Annotated in this window: 22 protein-coding genes; 12 read left to right on the forward strand and 10 right to left on the reverse strand. The window is 37.0% G+C overall.

Features of this window, described 5'->3' with window-relative positions; all coding sequences use genetic code 11:
- Positions 1-9: 9 nt before the first annotated feature.
- The 4 genes from ACFOOI_RS11690 to ACFOOI_RS11705 form a co-directional block, all read right to left on the reverse strand.
- Positions 10-1,056 carry a hypothetical protein gene (locus ACFOOI_RS11690; protein ID WP_379838157.1) on the reverse strand — a complete coding sequence of 349 codons (1,047 nt, stop codon included), beginning with the start codon at positions 1,054-1,056 and terminating at the stop codon, positions 10-12.
- Positions 1,057-1,078: 22 nt separating this feature from the next.
- Entirely contained in the window at positions 1,079-2,164 is a 1,086-nt protein-coding gene (locus ACFOOI_RS11695; protein WP_379838158.1) for a hypothetical protein, read from the reverse strand.
- Between the two features lie 12 nt (positions 2,165-2,176).
- Entirely contained in the window at positions 2,177-2,488 is a 312-nt protein-coding gene (locus ACFOOI_RS11700) for a LytR/AlgR family response regulator transcription factor (protein WP_379838159.1), read from the reverse strand.
- Positions 2,489-2,559: 71 nt separating this feature from the next.
- On the reverse strand, positions 2,560-3,138 hold the full coding sequence (locus tag ACFOOI_RS11705; RefSeq protein WP_379838160.1) for a hypothetical protein: 579 nt from the start codon (positions 3,136-3,138) through the stop codon (positions 2,560-2,562).
- A gap of 120 nt (positions 3,139-3,258) precedes the next feature.
- Here ACFOOI_RS11705 and ACFOOI_RS11710 point away from each other — a divergent pair, with 120 nt between their 5' ends.
- The gene (locus tag ACFOOI_RS11710) at positions 3,259-4,059 is read left to right on the forward strand and encodes a response regulator transcription factor (RefSeq protein ID WP_379838161.1); all 801 of its coding nucleotides are present in this window, start codon (positions 3,259-3,261) and stop codon (positions 4,057-4,059) included.
- Between the two features lie 13 nt (positions 4,060-4,072).
- On the opposite strand, the gene ACFOOI_RS11715 is transcribed toward ACFOOI_RS11710, so the two are convergent.
- The 3 genes from ACFOOI_RS11715 to ACFOOI_RS11725 form a co-directional block, all read right to left on the reverse strand.
- The gene (locus ACFOOI_RS11715) at positions 4,073-4,732 is read right to left on the reverse strand and encodes a response regulator (RefSeq protein ID WP_379838162.1); all 660 of its coding nucleotides are present in this window, start codon (positions 4,730-4,732) and stop codon (positions 4,073-4,075) included.
- 50 nt (positions 4,733-4,782) lie between these two features.
- A complete protein-coding gene (locus ACFOOI_RS11720) occupies positions 4,783-6,660 on the reverse strand; it encodes an ATP-binding protein (protein WP_379838163.1) in 1,878 nt (625 codons plus the stop codon).
- A gap of 156 nt (positions 6,661-6,816) precedes the next feature.
- Positions 6,817-7,140, reverse strand: a complete 324-nt coding sequence (locus ACFOOI_RS11725; protein ID WP_379838164.1) for a LytTR family transcriptional regulator DNA-binding domain-containing protein — start codon at positions 7,138-7,140, stop codon at positions 6,817-6,819.
- A gap of 384 nt (positions 7,141-7,524) precedes the next feature.
- Between ACFOOI_RS11725 and ACFOOI_RS11730 the strand changes: the two genes are divergently transcribed.
- Entirely contained in the window at positions 7,525-8,274 is a 750-nt protein-coding gene (locus tag ACFOOI_RS11730) for a LytR/AlgR family response regulator transcription factor (protein WP_379838165.1), read from the forward strand.
- A gap of 3 nt (positions 8,275-8,277) precedes the next feature.
- On the opposite strand, the gene ACFOOI_RS11735 is transcribed toward ACFOOI_RS11730, so the two are convergent.
- Positions 8,278-10,302 (reverse strand): tetratricopeptide repeat-containing sensor histidine kinase, encoded by a 2,025-nt coding sequence (locus ACFOOI_RS11735; protein ID WP_379838166.1) that lies wholly within the window; start codon positions 10,300-10,302, stop codon positions 8,278-8,280.
- Between the two features lie 239 nt (positions 10,303-10,541).
- On the opposite strand from ACFOOI_RS11735, the gene ACFOOI_RS11740 reads away from it, so the two are divergent.
- The gene (locus tag ACFOOI_RS11740) at positions 10,542-11,693 is read left to right on the forward strand and encodes a hypothetical protein (protein WP_379838167.1); all 1,152 of its coding nucleotides are present in this window, start codon (positions 10,542-10,544) and stop codon (positions 11,691-11,693) included.
- Positions 11,694-11,773: 80 nt separating this feature from the next.
- Here the strand turns inward: ACFOOI_RS11740 and ACFOOI_RS11745 are convergent, their stop codons facing one another.
- Positions 11,774-13,132 carry a M20/M25/M40 family metallo-hydrolase gene (locus ACFOOI_RS11745; protein ID WP_379838168.1) on the reverse strand — a complete coding sequence of 453 codons (1,359 nt, stop codon included), beginning with the start codon at positions 13,130-13,132 and terminating at the stop codon, positions 11,774-11,776.
- A 1,832-nt stretch (positions 13,133-14,964) separates the two neighbouring features.
- Here ACFOOI_RS11745 and ACFOOI_RS11750 point away from each other — a divergent pair.
- From ACFOOI_RS11750 to ACFOOI_RS11770, 5 genes are all read left to right on the forward strand, one after another.
- The gene (locus tag ACFOOI_RS11750; protein WP_379838169.1) at positions 14,965-16,419 is read left to right on the forward strand and encodes a leucyl aminopeptidase family protein; all 1,455 of its coding nucleotides are present in this window, start codon (positions 14,965-14,967) and stop codon (positions 16,417-16,419) included.
- A 254-nt stretch (positions 16,420-16,673) separates the two neighbouring features.
- Positions 16,674-16,871 (forward strand): hypothetical protein, encoded by a 198-nt coding sequence (locus tag ACFOOI_RS11755; protein WP_379838170.1) that lies wholly within the window; start codon positions 16,674-16,676, stop codon positions 16,869-16,871.
- 4 nt (positions 16,872-16,875) lie between these two features.
- Positions 16,876-17,388 (forward strand): M23 family metallopeptidase, encoded by a 513-nt coding sequence (locus ACFOOI_RS11760; RefSeq protein WP_379838171.1) that lies wholly within the window; start codon positions 16,876-16,878, stop codon positions 17,386-17,388.
- A gap of 53 nt (positions 17,389-17,441) precedes the next feature.
- Complete coding sequence (locus ACFOOI_RS11765) at positions 17,442-17,648, forward strand: hypothetical protein (protein ID WP_379838172.1); 207 nt, start codon at positions 17,442-17,444, stop codon at positions 17,646-17,648.
- Between the two features lie 57 nt (positions 17,649-17,705).
- Complete coding sequence (locus tag ACFOOI_RS11770; RefSeq protein WP_379838173.1) at positions 17,706-18,578, forward strand: hypothetical protein; 873 nt, start codon at positions 17,706-17,708, stop codon at positions 18,576-18,578.
- A gap of 41 nt (positions 18,579-18,619) precedes the next feature.
- Here the strand turns inward: ACFOOI_RS11770 and ACFOOI_RS11775 are convergent, their stop codons facing one another.
- On the reverse strand, positions 18,620-19,486 hold the full coding sequence (locus tag ACFOOI_RS11775) for a LysR family transcriptional regulator (RefSeq protein ID WP_379838174.1): 867 nt from the start codon (positions 19,484-19,486) through the stop codon (positions 18,620-18,622).
- An 89-nt stretch (positions 19,487-19,575) separates the two neighbouring features.
- Between ACFOOI_RS11775 and hppD the strand changes: the two genes are divergently transcribed.
- Genes hppD through ACFOOI_RS11795 form a run of 4 tightly spaced genes read left to right on the forward strand, consistent with a single transcriptional unit; the run spans position 19,576 to position 23,946 of the window.
- Entirely contained in the window at positions 19,576-20,700 is a 1,125-nt protein-coding gene (gene hppD / locus ACFOOI_RS11780; protein WP_379838175.1) for a 4-hydroxyphenylpyruvate dioxygenase, read from the forward strand.
- 11 nt (positions 20,701-20,711) lie between these two features.
- Positions 20,712-21,866: a homogentisate 1,2-dioxygenase gene (locus ACFOOI_RS11785; RefSeq protein WP_379838176.1), complete on the forward strand. Its 1,155-nt coding sequence runs from the start codon at positions 20,712-20,714 to the stop codon at positions 21,864-21,866.
- Positions 21,857-23,092, forward strand: a complete 1,236-nt coding sequence (gene fahA, locus ACFOOI_RS11790) for a fumarylacetoacetase (protein ID WP_379838177.1) — start codon at positions 21,857-21,859, stop codon at positions 23,090-23,092. Before ACFOOI_RS11785 ends, fahA begins: the two co-directional genes overlap by 10 nt.
- A gap of 11 nt (positions 23,093-23,103) precedes the next feature.
- Entirely contained in the window at positions 23,104-23,946 is an 843-nt protein-coding gene (locus tag ACFOOI_RS11795; RefSeq protein ID WP_379838178.1) for a flavin reductase family protein, read from the forward strand.
- Positions 23,947-23,949: the final 3 nt, after the last annotated feature.

Consider the following 23,949-nt stretch of genomic DNA (forward strand, 5'->3'; position numbering starts at 1 on the left):
GTAAAATTTTTAATAATTGTAATCAAAAACTAAGTTTCCAACTTTTGTTGAACTTGACCAGGCCGCAGAAGAATCATCACTGGCTTTCCGAATGCTTATTTCATAAAAATAAATTATGTTTTCAGCATCGCTTTGGTGTAAAAGAGTATCGGATATTTTTTGAACATTCACACTAGATATCAATGATTTAGAGTTTAAAGAAGACTGAAGAACTGTATTTCCTGTTAATGCGTTTACCCCTACAATATAAATTTGGATGTAATTTTGAGTGGAATTGTCAATAATATCAAATGAAAAACTTTTTAATTTGACTTGGTTTGGAAAATGCAAGGGGGCACTCAAAACTGCACTCGCTGGTGTATTTATATATCCGAAATTATTAGTTATTACAAAATTATTGGAGCCGTTTCCAAACCTTGTAATGTTCCAAGGAGTGGTAATAAATTTTGTAGATGGTGATTTTATCAAGGTACCATCAATGGTTGAGAGTAAAATATTGATTTTATTGTCTACATTTTCAAATTGCTTATTTGAAACACTGCCTGCTACCGTCAGAGCCTCCGCTTGAGGATCTACATTTATTCCAACGTTTCCGTTGTTAACATTCATTTGAAAAAGATTTAATGAACTTTGTACTGAGAAAATTCTCATCAAATCGTCATTTTTCATTTCTAATCTGTAGTTCGTTCCATTATTAACATCTCCAAACCTTAAACCCGATGGGTTTCCCGGGCTTTTTTCTCCATTGAATCTGATTCTGCCATTTTTTATATCTAATCTTTCTGCAGGGGAGGAAGTGCCTATACCAAAATAGCCGTTGGTACTCAAAAGCATTAAGGTGGGGCCATCATTTACAGTAAATGCCAAATTGGAATTGGTAATACTCTGAATAATTGCTTCGTCACTTGACGTTTTCATTTCCATTGTTGAGCTATTGGAAAGATTTGACGCCCTATATCCTTTTATTTGTGATACCGATATTACTGGAGAAGTACTATTTGGAGAAAGTAATAAGGATTGTGCTTGGATACTTCCAAAAAGTAGCAAAAAGAGCATTGTTTTAGCTATTTTTAACATATTAATAAGAGTAATAAAAATTAGATCTATAAAACTTAATATTTTGGGCGGGCCAATTAGTGTTTGTGTTGGCAGGGGTCAAAACCCTTAACCTCAAATTGTATTGAAAAGCATCGTTGTTAATATTGATAGTTGAAGGAAAAATGAGATTTGTTTTCCTTCGGCTTGCATCATTTCCTGAAGTGATAATACATCCCAGATTTGTCAGATTATCTCCGTTGAGGTCATTTCTGATTAGACAAGTCTCTAAATTATAGTTATTGTCCATATCTACATATACCACATCAAATTCGGTCAAGGCTACCTCGTCGGGCAAAAGAAGGTTAGCATAAAAAGTCGGAGTACCTGTACTTACACTCGAAAAAAACAAACCGTATGGGGTATCAACGGGATTGCTAACAGAACCCACTTTATAGGTTATATCTGCTGATGCTAAAGTATAAATTTCTACTATGTCTTTAGTCCCTAATGTTCCTTGGTCATTTGCAGTTAAAACTTGATTTTTTAGAGGGGATCCAAAACCTGCAGCAATTATTTTCATTGTACCATTTACATGTAATCTGGCTTGGGGATTAATATTTCCGATGCCCAAAAATCCATTTTCCACATTCATTCTTATATTCCAGGAGTTATTTCCATAGCCCCAAAGTCCTAAATGAAGACCATTGTCTGCCATCCCGAAAAAACCCCTCAACGCTGTTCCTGAAGTATTGGTAAACTCAATTCCAGAAGATATTCCAGCTGCCTTAGATCCCGTAAACTTCAACCTTCCGAAGTTTATTCCAAAGTTTTCATAGCCAAAAATACTAGGGCCGATTTTAAATTTATTATCATAAATATATACTTGATTTGCAAGACTAGAATTTGTTCTAAATAAAAGTGGCAAATCAGAATGAGATTGTAAAATAGCTTTGCCGTCTCTTATTGAAGTACCAATTTTGTTTCCAAAACCGTCTGAAATATCAAGTCCAATCCCAGCTTTATTAATTAAAATCCCACTTAAAGAATTGTCTAAAGTGACACTTTGGCAGAAAGCAAGATTTTGATATAAAAATTGAATTAGTAGTAATAAAATCTTCTTGTTCATATTTTTAATAGATTAGAAACCATAATTTTGCATATCAGAAAGCCTTCTTCTTGAAATATTAAGTTCTATATTAGCAATAGTGAGCGTTTTTTTATTGAAAGATTTTATGTGATTACTATTTACTACCAAACCTCTGTTTATTCTTAAAAAATGAGCAGAACTGCTAAGTCTAGCTTCAATGGTTTTTAGTGTAGTTGAAACCAGATGCATTTTGCCGTTTATAGTATATACCTTAGTGTAATTAAGGTCTGATTGTAAATAAAGAATATCCTCAGAGAGAATTCTTTTTCGGCTGCCGATGTGAATGATTTGTGAAATATGCATAGCATTTAGTTTTTCATCAAAATTATAGCAATTTAAAAGCCGAGACAATGGCATAAATATGCCATATAGAATCAAAAAGTACTCCCAGAAAATTTATGTCTAATCCTAAAATTCCCTTTGAGCACGTAGTCTTTTATGGCTAGATCATTTTTCTTGTTTTCGCCACCTAAAACCTTCACATTTAGCTTTCCTGTAATAATCCTAGCTTTCCCTCCGGACTCCAATTCACTTTTGGTGATTACAATAGCATCAGAAACTGGGATGGGCTTGGGATTTTGGAGGCCATCGTAGCTATTAAATGTAAAAGCTTTGTCTGGATAGTCTTGCAATGAAACACTGCCTTGAAAGAGCTTATGAACAGGACTTGGGTCGCCCGATGGTGTAGAAGATGGTGCTGACATATCGTTTATAATAGTAAGCGAAAGCTGCGGGCCGCTGTCTTTGCCTACATAGATTTTAAACTCGTGGTCGCCTTTTCCAAAATCATTATACGTAGTAAGAATATCTTCTGATTCAAAACTATAGGCTTTGCCGTCTATGGTATAATTAAAAAAATAACCCGAAGGTAATTCAGCCGTATCTTCGGCGTTTTGTGAAACCGAATTGCATCCAAAAAACAAAACGACACTAAACCAAATCGCAATTTTCATCTTATGCTTTTTTTTTGTCAAAATTATAGCCCTATTTGCCTCCGCACAATGACACATATGTGCTATATGGCTACCATTAAATAAAACATTTTGTATAATTTGAATTAAAAAACCAATGCAATGGAAATGCAAGAGCTAAAGCCATTAAATCCTCAGGATTTTAGAAAAAAAATAAAGACAACGAAAAGCCAAGAAAAGGTAGATTTTGAAGTGTTTTTTCAACAACAAATTATTAATTCTAGCAATTTTGCAGTTGGTCCATTTTATTGGTTCATCCCCGACAATTCGGTGCCTAATACCGTAGCTGCAAGTGCTTCTTTTGAACTTTTGACTCCACACAGCGTATCCGAATTGCTGGATAAAAGCACAGATCCAAATTTTTTCTCGAATAATATATTAGAAGAAGACAGACAATACGTGCTGGCAGCTATAGAAATAGCGATGAAGACATCTGATGAATATTATGCCGCTCAAAAAGCGATTCCGAAGTTTAATATATATTGTAGAATGCCTAATAAATACTGGAAGTTTGTTTGGAGGCTGATTCAGTTTCCTGCTATATATTTTAATGAGATTGGGCAGGCAGAAGGTGTATTTGTGATGGTTACAGACCTTTCGCATTTGCCCTATATAAACAAACCGATGATGACTATCATTGACAATGACAATAAGGTGAATCAATACTTTTCGGTATCGGTAGAAACCCAGTTTTTGAAGCCACTGAAACTTCCCAAAATAACCATCCGCGAACAACAACTAATAAAACTCATCGTAAAAGGATACAACAATCCGCTAATATCAAAAGAATTAAAAATCAGCATAAATACCGTACAAAACCACAAACGAAACCTCCGAGAAAAAACAAACACGAAAACCTCTGCTGAACTAATCGCTTATGTGATGCAGCACAATTTGGTTTAGCTCTTGTTTTTTTTTATCCAAAATACAAAAACAGAATACCAATAAATCCAACAAGTTTATCTCGCAGTGCCTTAGTAATAGCCTCGCCTTTAGAGTTAACATGCAGTTTTTGATAAATATGAACAATGTGTTTTTGAACTGTACTGATACTAATATCATAATAAGCGGCAATAAGTTTATAGCTATCTCCCTCAACTAACCGCTTTAGCACTTTTATTTCGCGTTCGGTTAGTTCGTAAGGATTAAACTTGGGCTCTTGCATAGAGCCCAAAACTTTTAATGCAATAGATGGACTCATGGTGGCACCTCCGGCATTTACTTCCTTTATGCTCTCAATGATTTTTTCGCTCGGTGTTTTTTTAAGTAGATACCCTACAGCTCCAGCTTTTATGGCTTCAAAGATTCTACTACTATCATCAAAAACGGTTAACATCAAGACTTTCGGTGGATTTTTGAGTTGTTTGTTTAATTGACTAACTGCCTCTATTCCAGTGATGTGGGGCATCTCTATGTCCATTAAAATAATATCGGGCATTTCTGATTTTACTTCTTGGATGACGTTGACGGCATCTAAGTGAGTACCCACAAGCAAAATATCAGGAGACGTTTCCAAAATCCAAACTAAGGTTTCGGTTAAGTTTGGACTGTCTTCATAAATGGATACTCGAATCATCTTTTTTTATACAAAATTAGCTCATTAATAATAAAACCGAAATAGCATAATTATGCCATTGGCATCACTAGCATTATTTTTGTACCCTTTTCTGGTGAAGACTTTATTATTAAATCGGCTTTTATATCTTTAGCTCTCTCTTTCATATTTTTTAGGCCATTTCGGCTTGTTAGCGAATCTATGGTAAAGCCCTTGCCGTCATCTCTGATTACAACTTGCAACATTTTCTTTTCAGAAGAAATAAAAACGGAAGCCTTCTTTGCTTCCGAATATTTCATCAGGTTATTAATAGCCTCCTTTATGATCAAGTATAAATTTCTTCTCTGTTCTATTTCTAACTTAGCGTTCAGTATATTTTCATCGACAGAAATCACAAAATCCATCTTTTGACTTATAGCCATTGGCTGTGCAAACTCTCTAAGTCTCACCAAAATCTCTTGTAAACTGTCATTACTCGGATTGATAGACCAAATGATTTCATCCATAGACTCCATCACATTTTTTGAGTCGGCATTAATTTTCATAAACATTTTCTTAGAGTTTCCTTCCTCATTTTTAGCCAAATCACTGATAAGCAAAATACTACTGAGCGTACTCCCGATTTCATCGTGTAAATCAGAGGCTATCTTATTCCTAATATTTTGAGACTCTTTTATTCGCTTTAATTTGTTTTTATTATTGATAAATAAAGTAGATAAAACACCAAGTAGAATAACAAACACAACACTGGCTACTAGGCCTTTATTTTGTAGTGATGCCTTCTCATTTTTAACATTCAAAAGTGCTATTTGTTGTTCTTTTTTTTCGGCCTCGTATTTTCGAAGGAGGTCTTCTGTATTTTTTGCAGTTTCGAGTTTAAATATAGAATCCTTAGCTGCAATCGCCTGGTTTTGATAAAAAAATGCTTGCTTAAAGTCCCCCCTTTTTTCATATAATTCTACCAAACTATTATTCGCTTGATAAATAAAATCAGGATCCGATATTTCTTTGCTCAACCTGAACGATTCCAAAAAATAATAGTGTGCTTTTTCTAATAAATTTTGTTCAAAATATATGGTTCCTAAGCCCTGATTGGCCTGTAACTGAGTTTTAACCGACTCCAATTCTTTACTCAATCTTACGCTTTTCAAAAGGTGTTTTTCAGCTTCTTTAAAGTTTTTTACTAGGCGATTCATTCTCCCTAGATTTATCAAAACTTCGGCTTCTAAAAGTTTATAATTTACCTTTTGAGATAGTGTTAAGGCTTTTTGAAAGTGCACTTTTGCAGCTTTAATATCACCCGTAGTTTCTTTCAGATTCCCCATCCTGTTTTCGCCAATCGCCATATTGATTTCGTTCCCATATTTGGTTTCAATATCTAGTGATTTTTGATAATACTTTAGAGCTTCCTTGTATTTTCCATAAAACTTAAGGTTATCTCCAATTTGGTCATAAGGGCTAGTTTTTAAGGGTTCAAGCCTGTTTTTCTCTTGAAAATCTATCAACTGAAGAGCAAACCTAGTGGCGTTTTCGCGGTCACCCAATTGGCCATAGATGATTCCGATATTATTAAGTGAGTTTTGAAATATTTTTTTAGGAAGCTTATACTTTGCTATTATGTCATTGCATTTCAAAAAATGCAGCATTGCTTTTTCAGGCTTTTGTTTTGTGTATTCTATCACGCCACGCATGTTTTCGGCTTTATAAAAACCCGTCCCAAAACCTATTTTATCAGAAAGAACCTCCATCTGGTTTATGGTTTTGTTGGCTTCGTCAAATTTGCCTTCTTGCACCATAAAATTGGCGTAGCCATTTAGTGCCAACACATAGGAACTGTCTTTGGGCTTGGATTTCAAAAAAATTTTAAGGGAGTCAAGCGTTTGGGGTATTTGTCCAAAAACTGACACAGAAAAATATAAAAAAGAAAGCAAAAGATAGAACTTCCTCATTGGTGTGATGGTTACATGACTTTCGTAAATGTAAATAAAAGTTTTATTTTTGAATAATAAAAACCATCCAAATCTATAAAACTCACATTAATATAACCCGAGATAAAACACTTACATTCTGAAACTTATAACACCTGACTCATTTAAAACATTCGCTTACATTTTACCTAAAAAGAACGATTTCCTTTTCTCAGCAGAAAGTATCGCGAGTTTTCGACGAGCCACCTTAATTCGATACCCATTAGTTAGCAATACTGAGCCCGTGTCTTTTACTCTTAAAAACTCAACAAGGTATCTTTTGTTGATAATTGTAGATTTGCTGATTTTTAGAAAATCGCCTACATCTTCTATTTCTTTTTCAAAAACTCCGAGGTTGTATGAAGAAACGGTTTTAGTGCCATCTGCATAAAAAATAGAGGTGTAGTTAGTGTCTGCTTCCAAAAATAGAATATTTGAGAAGTTGATTTTTCTTAGTTTCATGTATTACTTATTTAGAAAAGTTTAAACAAGCACAAAACCTCCGGCAAGCCAAGGCGGAAATTCACAGTGCTTAATTTTTACTTTTTTGGGTTGTTTTTTGCTCAAAAAAATGAATCCTCAAATAGAAATAAAATGTAGTGAAGCAATCTGCCCCACTACATTATAATTTTCATGGTTACATTATCCCTTTTTTATTCAGAACTCTAATTTCTTTATAACTGAGGACCTCATTTTTTTTTAACATTCGAATTTGCATTAAAAGACCATCCTTAGAAAATTTAGTTGAGCAGTGATACCAAAAAGTAGATTTAGTGATTAGCTTTATAGATTAAAATATTTGTAGAAATTCAGACTGCATTTGTTTTTTAACTCTACCCATAAAAAATGTATACTTGTATAGTAGTTGACGATAGTCTGATCGAGAGAGACTTGATGGCCATACATGTCTCAAAAATAAAAAACCTCCGCCTTTTGGCCGAGTGTAGCAATGGACTTGAGGCTTTGGAGATAATCCAAACCCAGGAAGTAGACATTGTATTTTCAGACATAGATATGCCAGAACTTTCGGGTATAGCATTGGTAAAAAACCTCAAAAAAGCACCCGTTTTTGTGTTTATCACGAGCTATGCTGACTATGCCGTAGAAAGCTACAACCTAGATGTGATAGACTTTGTGGTGAAACCCGCGGGTTTTGAGCGAATAGTGAAAGCGGCAAACAAAGCCATGGAATATATCGACCTCAAAAGACACCAAATAGGAAGTGAAACGCCAGCCATAGCTGCCCCAAAAGTGGAGCAAGACTTTTTCTTTGTGAAAGAAAACAACGGCTATCTCAAAATAACTCACCAAGAGGTGGCTTTTATAGAAAGCATGGGTGATTTTTCGAAGATAAATACCTTAGACGAAAAAGTGCACATTGTGTTGGTTAGTCTTAAAAATATTGCAGAGCAGCTCCCTGATGCGATATTTAAAAGAGTACATAAACAGTATATAATCAACATGCAGCACATAAAGTCCATAGCACCTACCGAAATAACCCTCAGCAACCAAAAGGTGGTACCCCTAAGCAACAGCTACAAAGCTGAAATTATGGATAAAATGGTGGACCAAAACACACTAAAAAGATTTACCTAAAAGTTAGGCACGCTTTGGAAGCGAAAGTTTAAACTCGCTGCCATTTCCCGGTTGACTTTCTGCTATCAGCTTGCCATTTATTAGCTTTGCAAAGGTTTTACAAAGCATTATCCCTATCCCCGTTCCTTTCTCGTTTTGAGTACCTGCGGTGCTTTCTAAGAGTGCGTTTTCATAGGTATTTATCTGACTCAGTTTATCGGCGGCAATCCCCATACCTGAATCTTTAACACTTATCACCACTTGGTCATTTTCGTCTAGGTCATAAAGCTCTACCGTCCCATTTTTTTTACTGAACTTTATGGCATTGGCCACCAAATTTCGGATAATCAAAGCAAACATCTCGGTATCTACACTTGCCTCAGTTTCTTTTCTGATGGTATTTATTATGGTGATTCCTTTTAGAGCGGCATGCTGACGCATATTTACCAAAACATCCTCTGATAGCATGAAAATATTTGCGTCAACAAGCGTAGGTTTATAGCCTTGCATTTGGCTGGCGGCCCAGTTAAGCATGTTTTCCATGAGGTTAGTGGTTTGCGTCAGCTGATTTTTTAGTTCGGCTGCATACAGGCCCAGTTTCTCCTGCGATATCTCCTTGTTTTCTAAAATCGTGATAAACGAAATCAGGGCATTTACGGGCGATCGCATGTCGTGGCTCACCAAACTAAACATCTTGTCTTTGACTTTTCCGAGCTGCTCAAGTTCGGTTTTTTGTTCCGAAATCAAGACATTCAGCTTTTTAGTTTTTCGTTGATTTAAAAATATTATTACCAACAGCCCCAGCAAAAAAGTAGATGCTATAGCCAAAATCCATTTTATTTTTTCATCAAATTCTTGCTTGATTTTGTAATCATATTCTTTGATATCAAAATCAATCTTTAACTGCTTCCGCGTAATTTCCTTTTCTTTGTCTTGGTCTAAAATCTGGTCTTTTACGAGCACATACTTTTGATGATTTTTGTAAGCTGATTTGTAGTCGCCCAATTGCTCATTTGCCAAACTAAGTTTTTCAAGAGCTTCTTTTTGAAACTCTAATAGTTTTGAAGCCTCACTTAATGAAAGGCTCTTCTCAAAATAATATTTACTTTTCTCAAAATCCTTGCCTTCTAAATAATGCGAGCCTAAACTCAAATAAACCTCCGAAAGGCTGTAGTTATTCTCTTCTGAGGTGGCAATTTTTAAGGCTATGTTATATTGTTCTAAAGCTTTTTTAGCATTACCCTGAAAATCATGAAACTTCCCTATTTTGGTATGGGTATCCCCAATCAAATCTTGAGCCTTCATCCCTTTTGAAATCCGGAGAGCTTCATTTAGGTATTTCAAAATAAGGTTCATTTGCTTTGTCTTACTGATCCCCAAAGTTTTCAAGTCAGAAGGTCCGCAAGACAAATAAGCTTCAGCCAAGTTAAGATTAGCTTCGTAGGTGCCATAATGGATTCCGTTTTCGAACTTCACAAAAACCGCGTTTGCTTTGTTTATATATTCCACCGCTTTGGGGTATTGCTTTAGCTCTTTATATATGTTGCCCATGTTCATGTAGCAACTACTCATATCATCTAAACGGCCCAATGATTTATACAAATCAAGGGCTGTTTTGTTAGACTCCAGGGCTTTGTTATAGTCAGCAACTGTGGTATAAAGGGCTCCCAAGTTTAAATGTAAATTAGCAATTTGGAGCTTGTCATTATTTTGCTTCGAAATATCCAGAGCCTTAAGGTAAGGTTTCTCAGCTTCAATGTATTTGGCCGCACCGTGGTAACACAAACCAAGACGCTCATAGACATCAACTGTGAGCGAATGATCTTTATAGTTTTTTGCAGTTGCGAAGGCTTTCTCTGCATACTCTTTGACTTTTACAAAATCATTTTGCTTGGCATAGGTTTTAAAAATCCGAACATAATGTCGGGTCTTAATGGAGTCGGTTTTAAGGTTTTTTTCTGGAACTGCTAAGAGACTGTCTAAGTTAAGTTTTTGGGCTTTACTCAAAAAAGAAAAACTCAAAAGTATAAGGAGAAAAAATCGCTTCATTTTATCAAAAATCTGTTATCAAATAACTTCTAAATCTTCTAATAAGTTATGTAAAAAACAAAGCCTATATTTTGGTGAAAACATAGAGATATTGGCTATCAAGTACTTAAAATTACTTATATTTTTATCCACTAAATATCCATAAACAAAGCGACAATAATCTTAAAAATGTTGGTTTTTTTTCGGTTATTTTGCCACCGCAAAACTTTTAAATTAAAACAAAACTCAATACACTCAAAATGAAACAACTCTGCACATTTTTTTGCATTATACTTAGCACCTACTTTGCCTCAGCCCAAGACAGATATTTGCCAGGAAATATTATACTAACAAGCAATGAATCAAAAGATGTAGAAATATATTATGAGGATTGGAGTGCTTCGCCACAACAAATAAAAGTAAGAGAAAATGGGGTGATAATAGCATACAAACCGGAACAATTAAAAGGATTTGAAATTCCTTCATTAGAAAAAAGCTACATTTCAGAAAAGCTGACGTTAAACTTCACCGCCCAAATTCCTATTACTTCATATTCTGAATTATTTACGGAAACCAAAACCGAATCTTTTTTCTTAAAAAAACTTGTAACAAGCAACATATTGAGCCTATACGTTTTGATTGATCATGAAGAAAGAACACGTTTTTTTATAAGAAAAGACACGGACCTCATAGAATTAATTAAGTATTCTTTTGTGATGTCAGAAAAAGGAATTCTAAATAAAAAAGAGAACAATGACTATAAAAATCAGCTTGCAAATATGTTTGCTGATGAATTGGACATACTAAAGCCAATGCCTAGTTATGAGCAGGCTTCACTGATTAAATTTGTTAAAAAGTACAACGAATCTAAGGGAGAAACAACAAACAACTATATAAATAATGTTACGGATGAAAGCTATGTGAAATTCGGAATAAATACGGGATTTGAGTCAGTAGAAGCTACTAAATACGATTTTTCGAATAAAAAAATAAACTTTGGATTAAGTGGCATGTATCTACTACCTCATAAACACAACAACCGTTTTTTAGTGATAGATTATTATTCCACAACCAATTACCCGACGAAGATATATTCCTCTAATGAAGAATCCCGAAAAAATACATTCAGTGCGTTTGTGGGGAAATTTATAGGCAATAAGCCGCTTCAGGGGTATTTTTCGGTAGGACTTACATATTCTAGTCAAGTAGTAAATACCACTTATGGAAATTATGGTTCTCAAAAACTGAAAATTTTATCAACCAACATTGGTCCAAATATAGGCATCGCTTACAAGAAACAATTTGTGTTAGAATTAAGCAAAACCGTATTGTTTTTAGGTGGCAGTGGAATCATTTCCGACCCACAGATTCATTTTAAATATTTCCCAGTTCAGAAGAAACTTAGGCAATAAAAAAAAGGGTTTGGTAGAACTAGAATTTCTTAGAAAAATTTAAATCCGAGCCAAACCCTTAAAAAAAACTAATTATTAGATTATCGCTTAAAACTTACTCGTGGTATTACGGGCAAACTCTCGTGCCCTCCCGACCCAACGGCCTGCACCGCAAAGATGTAATTGTCTTTGGAGTAAGGTAATTTCAATTCAAGGTTTTCGGTATAAAATTTCTTTTGCCAAAACGACTGATGCGTTTCTCTCATAAGAACATAATAGCCCGCAGCTTTGCCAAATTTAGGAGCAGACCAATGCAAGTTTGTAGAATTACCGAGCCCCTGTACGTCAATCATGACGTCTTCAGGCACTGCCGGAGCCTGAGCCAAAGTTGCCAATGAAGCGAGGTTTACCGCCACATTTTTTCGCAGATATTCAAAGTCCATAAACTTTTCTAAGTCGCCATACTCAACGCCATTTTCAGTTCTGAGGTCCTGGTGTTGATGCAAATAGTTCTCATTCATTTCAGAAATTCTGACAGCAGCAAACCCCTCCGTTACAAACGGCGTATGGTCGCCACCACGTAAAAAACGATCATTTCTATAGATCATCACCACCTCCAGGTTATCCACATATCGTTCGCCCAGTTCTTTTACATAGCGAGCCACCTGACGAGCACCGCCGTCTGCCTCATAACCAAACTGACGCATTGCTCCCACTTTTTTGTCGGTTTCAAACGCCGGAATTCCTTCACTAAAAACACGTACGCGGGTGTTGTCTATAATATTGGTTTCGTTGGAATTATTGGAACCCATAATATCATTATTGAGCAAGGCCACCAAATTCCAGCTTTCGGCTTTTGCTTTCTCAGCTAAATATTTTGCACCTAAAAGCCCCTGCTCTTCTCCACTAAAAACCGCAAAAATGACCGTTGCAGGAAACTTAGAAGCAGATAGCACCCTTGCCAGCTCTATTACAGCCACTGTGCCACTGCCGTCATCGTTTGCTCCAGGAGCATCTGAGGTTTTGTCCATTACATCCGTAACGCGACTGTCAATATGCCCACTGACCATAAAAACCCGTGTATCAGTAGGGTCAGTTCCCTTCAAAACTGCCATCACATTCTCCATTTTTATTTGTCTATCCACACGTTTTCCGTCAGGTTCTAGGGTCCACCTATCTAAGTAAGCGGTCATGCGGCCGTTTGAGTTTTTAGCAAAAGACTCAAACTTGCTTAGCACCCATTTACGAGAAGCACCTATGCCTTTAGATGGAGTTTCGTCAGTACTCAAAGTGCTTCTTGTGCCAAAATCTACCAAAGTATGAACATATTTTTGAAGAGAATCCGAAGACACCTCTTGAATATATTTGCTAATAACAGGGTCACGTTTGACAATCTCCTGAGCTTGAGAAAACTGACAAATAGCGAGTAAAGAGAATACCGAAAGAAGCGTTTTTTTCATATGGGTTTTATGTTGATTGAAATTTGTGTTAAATATAAAACTAGGCATATAGATTTTACTATACAAACTGTCTTAATGTTTTAGAAAGTGGATGAATAGAATCTTTCTGTAGGTCAATATCTAAAAAATTGGGTGAATGGGGGTTTGATTATAACTCAGTTGAAAAAACTAAAGCCTAAAAATGTCGCCCTGATGGGGCTTAGATACCATTGCTATTTCTTATAGTTACCAAAATATTGGCCCGATGGGCCTTGCTTAACTTACCTGAAAAAAACATACGCTTCAGAGAAGCGAAACATTAATAAAAACAGTCCGTAAAACGATAAGTAATTGCTCCAGAGGAGCAAAACATTAATAACAAGGTCAGTCACCTTTCCTAACAAAAAAGCCCCAGCGGGGCGACATTTTGGTAAAACAAAAGCTTAAAAATAAACCCTCAGCCCCAGAGGGGCGGCATTTTAATACATTAAAACTAAAAACAGATAACAACTCAAAACTCTCTCTAAGCAAAATTTCGCCCCGATGGGGCTTTATTTCCATCGTTATTTATTCAATTACCAAAATTTCGGTCCGATGGGCCTTTATAATTAACAAAAAATTGCCTCAGAGAGGCTAAATATTAATAAAAACCGTCCGCAAAACGACAACCAGTTGCTCCAGAGGAGCAAAATATTAATAACAAAAGCATGACACTTTTCAAACTAAAAGCCCCAGCGGGGCGACATTTTGGTAAAACAAAACCTTAAAAATAAACCCTAAGCCCCAGAGGGGCGGCATTTTAATACATCAAAACTAAAAACAGATAACATCTCAAAATTCTCTCTAAACAAAATGTCGCCCCGATGGGGCTTAGATACCATTGCTATTTCTTATAGTTACCAAAATATCGGCCCTATGGGCCTTGCTTAACTAACCTAAAAAAAACATACACTTCAGAGAAGCGAGATATTAATAAAAACAGTCCGTAATACGACAAATAGTTGCTCCAGAGGAGTAATACATAAGTTACAAAGCCTGACACTTTTTCAAACTAAAAGCCCCAGCGGGGCGATATTTTGGTAAAACAAAACCTTAAAAATAAACCCTCAGCCCCAGTGGGGCGGCATTTTAATACATCAAAACTAAAAACAGATAACATCTCAAAATTCTCTCTAAACAAAATGTCGCCCCGATGGGGCTTTATTTCCATCGTTATTTATTCAACTACCAAAATTTCGGTCCGATGGGCCTTGCTTAACTTACCTAAAAAAACATACGCTTCAGAGTGGCTAAATATTAATAAAAACTATTTGTAAAACGACAACCAGTTGCTCCAGAGGAGCAAAATATTAAATACAAAAGCCTGACACCTTTCCTAACAAAAAAGCCCCAGCAGGGCGACATTTTGGTAAAACAAAACCTTAAAAATAAACCCTCAGCCCCAGAGGGGCGGCATTTTAATACATTAAAACTAAAAACAGATAACAACTCAAAACTCGCACTAAACAAAATGCCGCCCCGATGGGGCTTAGATACGATTGCTATTTCTTATAGTTACCAAAATATCGGCCCGATGGGCCTTGCTTAACTAACCTAAAAAAAACATACGCTTCAGAGAAGCGAGATATTAATAAAAACAGTCCATAAAACAATAAGTAGTTGCTCCAGAGGAGCAAAACATCAATAACAAAGCCAGTCACCTTTCCTAACAAAAAAGCCCCAGCGGGGCGACATTTTAGTAACCAAGACACTTAAATAACGAAACAAAATGCTCCAGAGGAGCATAAGTTCAATAACTTTACCGCTCTACAAAATAAACCTTAACTTTGCACGGCAAAAAACACTTTGATAATATGAAAATCACAATTAACAATTCAGATTCATACGCTACAATAGTTATTCCTTTCTTTGAAAATGAAAATCTTGAACAGCAACTGAATGATATCAGCAAACAAATAAATTTCGAGCAAAAAGCACTCTTGAGCGATTTTTCAGCCAAAGCAAAAGAACAGGTTTTAGGCTTAACACAATCAGGAGAAAAAGTATATTTCTTGGGACTAGGAAACGGTAAAAATCCAGGAGAAGTAAGTAAGATTTTCAGAAGCTTTTTCAATGCCAACAAAGAGAAATTAAAGTTGGGTGCAAGTGTCATTCTACATAATGAATCAATACAAAATATAGCAAGAGATATTAGTAACGGCATATTTTTGGCGGAATATCAGATAGCAAAACTTAAGACTGGACAGAAAGAAAGTACCACCATTTTCAATTCTGATTTTACATTAAATTTCCAAACAGAAAACTCAGAAAGCATCTCCAATGCGGTAGCAAAGGGAAGAGCGATGGCAGAAACTCAAATGAAGATGATGGCATGGGTAGACGCCCCCGCCAACTACAAAACCCCTCAAATGATATCGAGCTGGATACGGGAATCGGGTTCTACTAATGGCTTTGAGGTAGAGGTTTACACAGAAAAGGCCTGTGAAGAAATGGGACTTAAAGCTTTACTTGCTGTTGGAAGAGGAAGCATTGACAATCCGGCGGAATTTGTGGTGATGAAATACAGCCACCCAGATGCTACTAAAACTGTAGGGCTAATAGGAAAAGGTGTAACTTTTGATACGGGTGGTGTGTCGCTGAAACCAGGCGATAACATGAACTACATGAAGTCTGACATGGGCGGAGCGGCGGCAGTTTGTGGCACGATAGAATTGGCAGCGAAATTAAAATTGAAGGTAAACATAGTGGCGGCGGTGCCATTGACCGAAAACTGCATAGACGGCAAAGCGATTAAGCCCGGCGACGTAATTGGCACATATTTGGGAAAAACAATCGAGGTTATAAACACAGATGCTGAGGGCCGCCTTATATTGGCAGATGCACTCGCTTACGTGAAGAAAAATCACCATCCAGATATATTAGTTGACTTGGCAACATTGACTGGAAACTGCATACAATCGCTTGGATATGCGGCAGCGGCGTTGCTCTCAAACAACGACGAACTGGCGGAGTCGCTTAGCAAATCTGGTTATGAAACTGGCGAAAAAGTTTGGAGAATGCCACTCTGGGACGACTATAAAGACATGATGAAGTCTGACGTGGCCGACATCAAAAACCTATCGTCGGCACCCTTAGCTGGTGCCATTACGGCAGCAAAGTTCCTAGAAGAATTTATAGACGGGCACACTACTTGGGCTCACTTAGACATTGCCGGAGTGGCTTTTGGCGACTCCGAATACGGAAGCATGAAATCATCCACGGGTTATGGTGTAAAACTTTTGACCAATTGGCTGGAAAGCATCAGTTAAAAAACACAGTTGAGAAATGATAATTTTAGGGATTTGGGTTGCTTTCGTAATCTAAATCCTTATTTTTTTTAAAAAAAATTAACCTAGTCTGCTTTTACTGTTTAATTAAATGTGGTTAAAAAAAAGGCAGTTTTAGCCAAAGTTGTGGATTAAAAAAACATTACATAATTTTAGTTCTAAAATAAAACCATTTAAATCTTAATTCAAACGATCAAATTTCACACTTTTATTTTCCCAAAAATCAAAAGAACACTATGAAGAGAATCTCCTTTAGTTTAATCATTGGCCTTTTAGCAGCGGTAAATGTTATCTCCACTTTTTTTACAGAAAACATATCTTCTAAAATCTTATTCCTAGAAGTAAACATCTGGTTTTACAGGTTTTTCTGGTCGGTTATTGCCATTAGCTTAATCTTTAAGCATTTCGAAAAGTCAAGAAACACGCCCAATTAAGACTATGAAAAAGAGAAATATAATTTTACTTTTCATTTTGGTGACTTTCGTAATTGGACTTTTGATACCACAAAACTTACAAATGCCGGTCTTAGGTGCTACCCAAGCAGATTTTAACCCCAAATCTTTTTGGTATTACCCATGGGGCAAATCCATTACGCACAAAGGAGTAGACATTTTTGCAAAAAAAGGAACGGACATAAAATCATCAACGATAGGCTTGGTATTATTTGCAGGAGAAATAAGCATGGGCGGAAAATTCATTTTAATTCTTGGCCCAAAATGGAGATTACATTATTATGCACATTTAGACCAATCAAAAATTTCTCCCTTATCATTTGTAGGTAAAAAAACAGTCATTGCCACGGTAGGTACAAGCGGAAATGCTGTAGGCAAAGCACCACACTTACACTATTCTATTTATACGTTAATTCCTTATGTATGGAAAAAAGACTCGGATAGGCAAGGGTGGAAAAAGATGTTTTACTTGAACCCAATTGAGTATTTAAACAATTGAAAATAAACCTTTAAGCAAACTTTAGATAAATAAAAAAAATAAACTTTACACACATGGAAGTATTGAAGAAAAAGGAATTTTGGATTAATTCTTTAATTTTATTTTTAACGTTAGCATTTTGCGACTGGCTTTTTGGAAAAGGCTGGAGTTTCATAAAAGGAGCGGTCTCTTTTCAAGAGTCCCTTAAAGATTTCACTGTTAGGACAGTTTGGGTTGGCATAGCCATAGCTGTTTCTTTTTATGGAGTTAGTAAAAAATGAGGTATTGAGATTAAGTAAGCATATTTTGAAATTTACATCACCTAAATAGAAGGTATTATGAAATACAATCCTGAAATTCACAATCGAAGATCAATTCGCCTTAAAGGCTATGATTATTCAAAAGCGGGCCTTTATTTTATTACAATTTGTGTGCAAGATCACAAAATGATGTTCGGTGAAGTTATTGAGGGAGAAATGGTTTTAAATGACCCAGGCAATATGCTGGAAACTGAATGGAAAAAATTAAAAACCCGGTTTCCCAATATTAAATTACATGAATTTATTGTCATGCCGAATCATTTTCATGGAATTTTAGAAATCGTATCAGCAACCGAAATGATTAACCAAACCGTAGGGTCAACCCTCGTGGTTGACCAAATCAACCAAATTGACCATAACGACCAAATAGATAGAAAAGAACAGGTAAACAAAAACGAAAAAGGTAATAATTATTATTATGGGCAACCACAAGGGATTGCCCCAACATATAGGACGGATAAAAATACCAAAAACCAAAGGATTAACCCAACCTATAATACGGATAAAAATACCGAAAACCAAGGAAATAACCCAACCTATAATACGGATAAAAATACCGAAAACCAAGGAAATAACCCAACCTATAATACGGATAAAAATACCGAAAACCAAGAAATTAACCCAACCTGTAGGACGAAAAAAAATACCGAAAACCAAAGAATTAACCCAACCATAAAAACAGTGGGCGATATTATTGCGGCATTTAAATCAATTACGACGGTTGAATATATTCGAGGCGTAAAGAAATCTGGTTGGAAACCATTTAATCGTAGAGTTTGGCAGCGTAATTATTATGAAATTATCATGCGTACTGAACAATCATACATAAACATATCTAATTACATTGTAAATAACCCCCGTAATTGGAAAGAGGACAAGTTCAATAAATAAACCACAAAAAAGTATTATCAGCCAAAAAATACCTAATCCATTCACTCCCCATCAATCCTAAATTTCCCTGATTTTAGGAAAGCAATGCATTGTTCAAAAACCAAGGTATCACCGCTAAGTTTTTTCTTGATTACATCTGGGTATTTAGAAGTATCAAAAAATGAAGGCACAAACGAAATCCCTTTCTTTAGACTTACGAAATGACACATAAGCTCAAGTGAAGACACCTCTTGCACGATATGACCCGTCCTGGCGAAACCGGCATTTTTGCAGAAATTTTCTATCGTTTCATAAATCGGATGCACGCTCGCTTTTATCTCTACCCAATCTTCTGCTTTTAGCTCACTTAAGGCCAAACTTGCTTTTGTGGCAAAAGGATGCTCCGCATGCATCAATATTTGTAGTTCGCTATCTTTTAACATAAGAAAATCTAATTCTTCAACATTTACAGGCCCTACCGTTATCCCAAAATCGATATTTTCATTTTGAACCGCCTCTTGCACGTCCAGGTGTGTTTCATATTCTTCCAACTTAAACACACGATTGGGGAAGTGTTCCGAAAGAATTTTAATACTGTCAATCACTCTTTGGTTGTGAATCATGCGATAAGAGCCCAATTTTATCACTTCCTGCGACTCCTTATTGCTTTTTAGCTTCTCTTTGGCTTTTTCTGCCAAGTCCAATATTTTTTTTGCGTCTTTCAAAAACACCATTCCAGCTGCCGTTAGCTCCACTATCCTGTTTTTCTTTCTTTTAGCTTTATCAAAAAGATCAACCCCAAGTTCGCCTTCAAGATGTGCAAGCTGCTGACTCAAAGCAGACTGAGACACAAAGAGTTTTTCGGCGGCCTTCACAAACTGACCCTCGGTGGCAATAGTTACAAAATATTTAAGCTGACGAAGTTCCATTAGTATAAGTTTTACTTATTCAAAAGTAGAAAAAACTATTTGACTTCACCTTCAATTATTTAAATATTTGTTAAAAAAATTGCACTTTTATGATATCTCAAATAGAAGAACTTACACAAACTGAAAAAGAATTTCTCCCTCTTTTGGGCACAGACCATATTGAGTTTTATGTAGGAAACGCCAAACAGTCGGCTTTTTTCTATGAAAAAACGTTCGGTTTCGAAATAGTTGCCTACAAAGGACCTGAAACCGGAAACAGAGAAAGTGTGAGTTACATGCTTCAGCAGGGAAAAATTAGACTGGTGCTTACGGCGTCTTTAAATCCCAACTCCGAAATAGCCAAACATGTGTACAAACATGGCGATGGCGTAAAAGTCTTAGCCCTTTGGGTAGACGATGCCGCAGACGCCTATAAACAAACCACAAGCAGAGGTGCAGTGGGCATAATGGAGCCACAAACTATCAAGGACGAAAACGGAGAAGTAAAAATGGCATCTATCAAAACATATGGCGAAACCATCCACACTTTCGTGGAGCGAAAAAATTATTCAGGTGTATTTTTACCCGGATTCATACCGCGTAGTTCGGGTGCTTTTAAAAAATCAGTTGGTCTAAAATACATCGATCATTGCGTGGGCAATGTGGGCTTGGGTGAAATGGATAATTGGGTGAAGTTTTATGAAGACGTAATGGGCTTCAAATTACTGCTCACCTTCGATGACCACGATATTTCTACCGAATATACGGCCTTGATGTCAAAAGTAGTTTCAAACGGAAACGGCTACATCAAGTTCCCGATAAATGAACCTGCAGACGGACTCAAAAAGTCGCAGATAGAAGAATATTTAGATTTTTACCAAGGTGCAGGTGTGCAACACATCGCGGTGGCTACTGATGACATTATAGCCACCGTGGCCGATCTACGCAGCAGAGGCGTGGAGTTTTTGTATGTACCCGAAGTATACTACGACGACCTCCTAGACCGCGTTGGAGACATAAAAGAAGACATTGAAGAGATTAAAGCGATGAATATATTGGTAGACAGAGACGAAGAGGGCTACTTATTGCAAATATTTACAAAACCAGTGGAAGACCGCCCAACTTTGTTTTTTGAGATAATTCAAAGACGTGGTGCACAATCATTTGGAAAAGGAAATTTCAAGGCACTATTTGAGGCTTTAGAGCGTGAACAAGAACTAAGAGGAAACCTTTAATTTACAGCAACATGCCATTTTATCACACATTAGGACAGATTCCAGCCAAGAGGCACACGCAGTTTAGAAAACCAAACGGTGAGCTGTATTATGAGCAGCTATTTGGTACTATTGGGTTCGATGGCATGTCGTCGCTCATGTATCATGTGCACAGGCCTACCATGATTCAAGACATTCTTATTCAAAAAGATGTATCGCCAAAGGTTGCAGTGGCCAAAGACATAAAAGCAAGGCTACTTCAGGGTTTTCAGGTGCCGAGAGAAGTAGATTTTTTAGAAAGTAAAAAAACACTATTCGTAAACTCAGACCTTCACCTTGGCTTGGCAGCACCCAAAGGTTTAAAAACTTCGTATTTCTGCAAAAATGCCGATGCTGACGAAATGTGGTTTGTGCACGAAGGCAGCGGCACTTTAAAATCCCAGTTTGGCCAAATAAAGTTTACCGATGGCGACTATCTGATTATCCCCAGAGGCGTTATATACCAAATGGAGTTTGATACCGAAGCCAATAGACTGCTTTTTGTAGAATCTTTTGTACCCATTTACACCCCAAAACGCTATCGCAATCATTTTGGACAATTGCTTGAACACAGTCCCTACTGCGAGCGAGACATAAAACGCCCTGAACTTTTGGAAACAATAGACCTCAAAGGCGAATTTGTGATAAAAATAAAAAAACAAGGTATTGAATATGATGTCCTCTATGGCAATCACCCGTTTGATTTGGTCGGTTGGGATGGCTACAATTTCCCTTATGGCTTTTCTATTCATAATTTTGAACCTATCACAGGTCGCATTCATCAGCCACCACCGGTGCACCAAACATTCGAGACCTCAGCATTTGTGGTTTGTTCGTTTGTGCCTCGTATGTATGACTACCATCCACAGAGCATTCCGGCTCCATATAACCACTCAAATATCGACTCCGACGAGCTCATATATTATGTAGATGGGGACTTTATGAGTAGAAACAATATAGAAAAAGGGCACATTACGCTACATCCGGGCGGCATACCACATGGACCTGCACCGGGTGCTTATGAGCGGAGCATCGGACAAAAAGAAACGCAAGAACTGGCTGTAATGGTAGACACATTTAAGCCACTCATGCTTACCGAAGAAGCACTAAAACTAGACGACGGCAAATATTACAAATCATGGATATGATCACAATAGATAAAAACTCAGACTTTTCGATTCACAACCTCCCTTTCGGCGTATATTCTATAAACGGAAGCGAAAAACACGTTGCAGTGGCTTACGGCGATTACATTTTAGATGTTTACGCATTGGCAAAACTCGGGCTTTTTGAGGAGTTTAAAATTGACATTTCGGTTTTTAAAAATGCCTTTCTCAATGATTTTATAGCCTTAGGAAAAATAAAGACATCAGCAGTACGACTAAAAATACAACAATTGCTAAAAGAGGAAGACCACCCCTTTTGGCAAAAAAACGCAACTTTTCTATATAAACAGGTCGCAATTACACTTCATCTTCCAGTAAAAATCGGTGATTATACAGATTTTTATTCATCCGAATCTCATGCCCGAAATGTGGGCATGATGTTTCGGGACCCCGAAAACGCTCTTTTGCCAAATTGGAAACACATGCCTATCGCCTACCACGGAAGGGCAAGTTCTATTTTCGTATCAGGCACAAATTTTAAAAGACCAAAAGGACAAATCAAAGCCAAAGACCAAGAGCTGCCCAGTTTTTCGAGTACAAAACGCCTTGACTTTGAACTAGAAATGGGAGCTATAATAGGCAAAGACTCTGAGTGGCAGTCTGGCGTAGATGTCAACAAAGCATCAGACTATGTATTTGGCTATGTGCTATTTAACGACTGGTCGGCCAGAGATATTCAGCAGTGGGAATATGTACCACTCGGGCCATTTTTGGGTAAAAATTTCTTTTCATCTATGTCTCCATGGGTAGTTACTTCTGAGGCATTAGAGCCTTTTAAAATTCCGACCAAACCACAAGACCCAGCCCCTCTGGACTACCTAAAAGAAAAAGAAGGCACTCAGTTTGATGTAAATTTGGAGGTATATTTTGAAACCAAGGAAGGACAAAGTAAGTTAATTTCAAAAAGTAACTTCAAACACTTGTATTGGACAGTTTCGCAGCAAATAGCTCATCATACGGTAAACGGTTGTAACCTAAAAATAGGCGACGTGTTAGCCTCAGGCACTATTTCAGGCGATACAGCAGACGCGTTTGGCTCACTTTTAGAAATTACGTGGGGAGGCAAAAATCCGATCACCTTTGATGACGGCAGCTCCCGCACTTTCGTAGAAGACGGCGACAGTATAGTCATGCGAGGGTTTGCACAAAAAGATGATATTAAAGTTGGCTTCGGTGCCCTAAACAACACCGTGCTTGCCACTGACTAAAAGATAATTTTATGGTAACCATTAATCCCAAACACACCAATTTGGTAGACCTACAGGCTCTCCTGCAAAGTGCCGTAGCTCCTAGACCAATCGCCTTTGCGAGCACCATAGATGCCGATGGGCATGTAAACCTCAGCCCATTTAGCTTTTTCAATATATTTGGTACCAACCCGCCGACCCTAATTTTTTCTCCAAACAGAAGAGTAAGGGACGGATCAAACAAACATACCTACGAAAACGTGACCGAAACCCGTGAGGTGGTCATTCACATGGTAGATTTTGATTTGGCAGAGCAAATGTCTCTGAGTAGCTGCGAATACCCGAAAGGTGTGAATGAATTTGAAAAAGCAGGCCTAACCCCGATACCTTCTATGCAAGTAAAACCACCGAGAATTAAAGAGGCAAAAGTCGCTTTTGAATGTGAGGTGAAACAAATAATAGAAATGGGCTCAGAAGGCGGAGCAGCCAACCTGATTATTTGTGAGGTGATTTTAATGCATGTTTCGGAATCAATACTTGACAAAGACGGCAAAATAAACCCTTTAAATACAGATTGGATAGCCCGAAGTGGCGGAAGTATGTATGTACGAGCCAACGTGGATTCCATGTTTGAGATACCTAAACCAAACGTACAATTGGGTGTAGGAGTTGACCAAATACCAGAAAATCTAAAGATTCATTTTTCAGGAAATGAACTGGGGCGGTTAGCTAACATTCAGAAAATACCAGATGAAACCACTCAAAAAGAATTCCAAGCTAAGCAAGCTCAAAACACTGATTTTATTCAACTTACAAAAAAACACCTCGCCAAAGGACAAATAACCGAAGCTTGGTGCAGCCTTTTAGCCATTTAAAAT

This window comes from Lacihabitans lacunae (assembly GCF_042649125.1).
GTDB classification, from domain to species: Bacteria; Bacteroidota; Bacteroidia; order Cytophagales; family Spirosomataceae; genus Leadbetterella; species Leadbetterella lacunae.